This is a genomic window from Fusobacterium sp., from assembly GCF_030528405.1.
In the GTDB taxonomy this organism is placed as follows: Bacteria; Fusobacteriota; Fusobacteriia; order Fusobacteriales; family Fusobacteriaceae; genus Fusobacterium.
In genome coordinates this window covers 1-4,674 of record NZ_JAUMYY010000067.1, presented here as the reverse complement: position 1 = coordinate 4,674, position 4,674 = coordinate 1, and the positions used below count along the sequence as shown (strand labels likewise).

At 28.3% G+C, this 4,674-nt stretch carries 3 protein-coding genes; 2 read left to right on the top strand and 1 reads right to left on the bottom strand.

What is annotated here, in order from left to right:
• Positions 1–58: 58 nt before the first annotated feature.
• Positions 59–1,063, bottom strand: coding sequence for a 2-hydroxyacid dehydrogenase (locus Q4A58_RS07920; RefSeq protein WP_303118136.1), 1,005 nt, complete (start codon positions 1,061–1,063; stop codon positions 59–61).
• A gap of 287 nt (positions 1,064–1,350) precedes the next feature.
• Here Q4A58_RS07920 and Q4A58_RS07915 point away from each other — a divergent pair, with 287 nt between their 5' ends.
• Both Q4A58_RS07915 and Q4A58_RS07910 read left to right on the top strand, forming a co-directional pair.
• On the top strand, positions 1,351–2,988 hold the full coding sequence (locus Q4A58_RS07915; protein WP_303118135.1) for a formate--tetrahydrofolate ligase: 1,638 nt from the start codon (positions 1,351–1,353) through the stop codon (positions 2,986–2,988).
• Between the two features lie 340 nt (positions 2,989–3,328).
• Entirely contained in the window at positions 3,329–4,216 is an 888-nt protein-coding gene (locus tag Q4A58_RS07910; RefSeq protein ID WP_303118134.1) for a fructose bisphosphate aldolase, read from the top strand.
• Positions 4,217–4,674: the final 458 nt, after the last annotated feature.

Genomic DNA, 4,674 nt, shown 5'->3' with positions numbered 1-4,674 from the left:
AATCAGCCGATTGGAATAGATTTTTTAAAAATCTCCAATCGGCTTTTTTTATATACCTTTAATTTTGGCTAACTTCATTTATCAATTCTTTTCCATCTAAGAAATCTTGAATATTTTGAAGAGTAGTTTTTGTTATTGCTTCAACAGCCTCCTGAGTGAAATAAGCTTGGTGTGAAGTTATTAAAACATTATGGAAGGATAGTAATCTTCCTAAGATATCATCTTCAATAATTTGAGTTGATTTATCTTCAAAAAAATAATTTTCTTCTTCTTCATATACATCCAGTCCAGCAGCTCCAATTCTTTTTTCCTTTAAACCTTCAACTAAATCTGCCGAATCAATAAGTGCACCTCTACCTGTGTTAACTAGCATAACCCCTTCTTTCATTTTTGCAATACTACGTCTGTTTATCATATATTTTGTTTCTGGTGTCAAAGGGCAGTTAAGAGATATGATATCGGATTCTTTATATAAGGTATCTAAATCAACAAAATCAAAACCTAATTCTTCAGCAACTTTGTAATTTGGAAAGGGGTCATATGATATGACTCTAGTACCAAAACCTTTTAAGATTTTTATTAAAATTTGAGCTATTTTTCCAGCACCAATTATACCTACAGTTTTTTGATTTAAATCAAAGCCAATAAAACCATTTATAGAAAAATTTCCCTCTCTTGTTCTAGCATACGCCTTATGTATTTTTCTATTGAGAGATAAAATTAGCCCCATAGTATACTCGGCTATAGAATATGGAGAATATGCAGGCACTCTCACTACCTTAAATCTATTTTTAATATCTTTTAGAGAAACATTATTAAAACCAGCACATCTCATTGCCAATAATTTAACTCCATTCTCTGCCATTATATCAATTGTAGCTTTATCAATTGTGTCATTTGCAAAGGCACAGACCACATCAAAATCCTTTGAAAGTTTAGCAGTTTCTTCCGATAACTTAACTTTTAAAAAAGTCATATCAAAATTATAATCTTTGTTGTATTTTGTAAAAAAATCTTTATCATAACTTTTTATATCATAAAATAAAACTTTAGTATTTTTCATTTTATTTCCTCCTAAATAGAATAAAGTAATAATATAAAAAATTTTTATTGCTGAAAAAACAAATCTATATAAATCTTTACAATAAAAATATTTTTATTTTAATATATTTTAACATAATTAAGGGCTTTGTCTATGTAAAAAAAATTTTTTATAAATTAAAGTTGAAATATTTAAAAAGCTATGATACATTATGAATGTAATGCAATTATATTTTGTATGTAATTTTTAAAGTGATTTTAATAATTGCAGAATGTATATTTTAATTATTTAAATGGAGGTTTTAAAGTATGACTGATATTCAAATTGCACAAGCAACAAAAATGGAACACATCAATGAAATTGCTAAAAAACTAGGACTTACAGAAAACGATATAGAGCAATATGGGAAATACAAAGCAAAAGTTAATTTAAATGTTCTTGAAGAAAGAAAAGATAAGCCTAACGGGAAATTGATATTAGTTACAGCTATAACTCCGACTCCAGCTGGAGAAGGGAAGTCAACTGTGACAATTGGTCTTACTCAAGCTTTAAACAAAATAGGGAAATTATCTGCAGCAGCTATAAGAGAACCATCTTTAGGACCAGTTTTTGGTATGAAAGGAGGAGCAGCTGGTGGTGGATATTCACAAGTTGTACCAATGGAGGATATAAACTTACATTTTACTGGAGATCTACATGCTATAGGGGCAGCTCACAATTTAGTTGCAGCTTGCATAGATAATCATTTAAATTCAGGAAATGAATTAAGAATAGATATAACAAAAATAAGCTGGAAAAGAGTTTTAGATATGAATGATAGAGCTCTTAGAGATATAGTTATAGGGCTTGGAGGTAAAGCTAATGGCTATCCAAGACAAAGTTCTTTCCAAATAACAGTTGGTTCAGAAATAATGGCTATACTTTGTCTATCTAACTCAATAACAGAGTTAAAAGAAAAAATCAAGAATATAGTTTTTGCTACATCTTTAGATGGTAAATTACTAAGAGTTGGAGATTTGAAAATAGAGGGAGCAGTTGCTGCCCTATTAAAAGAGGCTATTAAACCTAATTTAGTTCAAACTTTAGAGCATACTCCAGTATTTATACATGGTGGACCATTTGCTAATATAGCTCATGGATGTAATTCTATACTTGCTACAAAAATGGCTTTAAAATTAACTGACTATGTTGTAACAGAAGCTGGATTTGCTGCTGACTTAGGAGCAGAAAAATTCATAGATATAAAATGTAGATTAGGTGGATTAACTCCAAATGCAGCAGTTATAGTTGCCACAGTTAGAGCTTTAAAACATCATGGAAATGGTGATTTAGTAAAAGGAATGGAAAATTTAGATAAACATATTGAAAATATAACTAAAAAATATAAATTGCCTTTAGTAGTTGCAATAAATAAATTTGTAACAGATACAGAAGAAGAAACTAAATTTATAGAAGAGCATTGTGCAAAACTAGGAGTAGAGGTTTCTCTATGTGAAGTTTGGGCAAAAGGTGGAGAGGGTGGAAAAGATTTAGCTGAAAAAGTTTTAAAAGCTATTGATAACAATAATTCTACATTTGATTATTTCTATCCTTCTGAATTGACAGTAAGAGAAAAAATAGAAAAAGTATGTAAAGAAATCTATGGAGCAGACGGAGTAGTATTTGCTCCTGCTACTAAAAAAGTATTTGATACAATAGAAGCAGAAGGTTTAAATCATCTGCCAGTATGTATGTCAAAGACTCAAAAATCAATTTCTGATAATGCAGCTTTATTAGGAAGACCTACAGGTTTTAAAGTTACTATAAATGAACTTCGTTTAGCAGTTGGAGCAGGTTTTGTAATTGCTATGGCTGGAGATATAATAGATATGCCAGGATTACCAAAGAAACCTTCTGCAGAAGTTATAGATATTGATGAAAAAGGAACTATTTCTGGATTATTCTAGAAAAAAAGAAATATAAAATGGGCTGTTGTAGACTTAATTTAAAGTTCAACAGCCTTTTTTATATAGGAAATTATAAATCTACTTTATTTTTTAAGAGATTTATAAGAGCTATATTTAATTTTGCTGGTTAATAATATAAATAAAAAGTATATATTAAAATAAATTAAAATTTATACTTTTTTAGTTCATTAAATAAACATTGTCCAAAAATAAAAAATATAGATTTAAAAATTTAGAAAAATATGTTAAAGTATATATGAGAATATTTTCTTTTAATAGCAAAAGAAATTAATGTACATCAAAAAATATTTGAAATAGATTTTTTATAAGGAGTGAGAAGATGAACGAAAAATTAGAAAAGATGAGAAATGGAAAAGGATTTATAGCTGCATTAGATCAAAGTGGAGGAAGTACTCCAAAAGCATTAAAACTTTATGGAATAAATGAAAATGAATACTCTAATGAGGCTGAAATGTTTGATTTAATTCATAAAATGAGAACAAGAATAATTAAAAGTCCAGCTTTTAATCAAGAAAAAATATTAGGGGCAATTTTATTTGAGCAAACTATGGATAGTAAGATAGATGGTAAATATACTGCAGATTTCCTATGGGAAGAAAAGAAAGTATTACCTTTCTTAAAAATAGATAAAGGGCTTAATGATTTAGATGCTGATGGAGTTCAAACAATGAAAGATAATCCAGGTCTTGCAGATTTATTAAAAAGAGCAAATGAAAGACATATTTTTGGAACAAAAATGCGTTCTGTAATAAAAAAAGCTTCTCCAGAAGGAATAGCAAGAGTTGTTAAACAACAATTTGAAGTTGCAGCTCAAATAGTTGCAGCTGGTTTAGTACCTATAATAGAGCCAGAAGTTGATATAAATAATGTTGACAAAGTTGAATGTGAAAAAATATTAAGAGATGAAATTAGAAAGCATTTAAACACTTTACCAGAAAGTTCTAATGTAATGTTAAAGCTTACTTTACCAACAGTTGAAAATTTCTATGAAGAATTTACAAAACATCCAAGAGTAGTTAGAGTTGTAGCATTATCGGGAGGATATTCAAGAGAGAAAGCAAATGATATCTTATCTAAAAATAAAGGAGTTATAGCAAGCTTTTCAAGAGCTCTAACAGAAGGATTATCAGCTCAACAAACTGATGCTGAGTTCGATGCGACAATAGGAAAAACTATAGAAGGAATTTATGAAGCATCTATAAGCTAATAATAAGATTCAGAAAATTAAAACCTAGTCCATATTTTGGGCTGGGTTTTTTGATTATATTGTTATTTAAAATTCTTTTTTATATAATTTAACTTCACTTAAAGTTATTAGAGAAGCAAACTCAGGGACTCTTTTATAAGATTGACAAAAATTTTATTAGAGTCATTATTTGTATTCAATAAGCAACTGAAGTTTCCTTTACTGGTTTTTAAATTCTAAACTATGACTTGAAAAGCCATTCAAAGTGATATCATTAATTATATTTAAAGGGATTTCACCAAATGAATTAGTGAAGATGATAAGAGTCTTTTCTGTCAAAACCATTATACTTTCATTTTTTTCATTTTCATTTTGCAAATTGGAAGCTGGGTTATTCTAATTTTCAATTAATAATATTAATTTTAATGGCTCTGTGTCAAATGGTGTTGATGAAAAAATCAAATAAATTTTTATGTAGT

Excerpts from the sequence above, each read along its gene's own strand:
- Q4A58_RS07910 (WP_303118134.1), top strand. The coding sequence starts at position 3,329 with ATGAACGAAAAATTAGAAAAGATGAGAAATGGAAAAGGATTTATAGCT.
- Q4A58_RS07920 (WP_303118136.1), bottom strand. The coding sequence starts at position 1,063 with ATGAAAAATACTAAAGTTTTATTTTATGATATAAAAAGTTATGATAAA.
- Q4A58_RS07915 (WP_303118135.1), top strand. The coding sequence starts at position 1,351 with ATGACTGATATTCAAATTGCACAAGCAACAAAAATGGAACACATCAAT.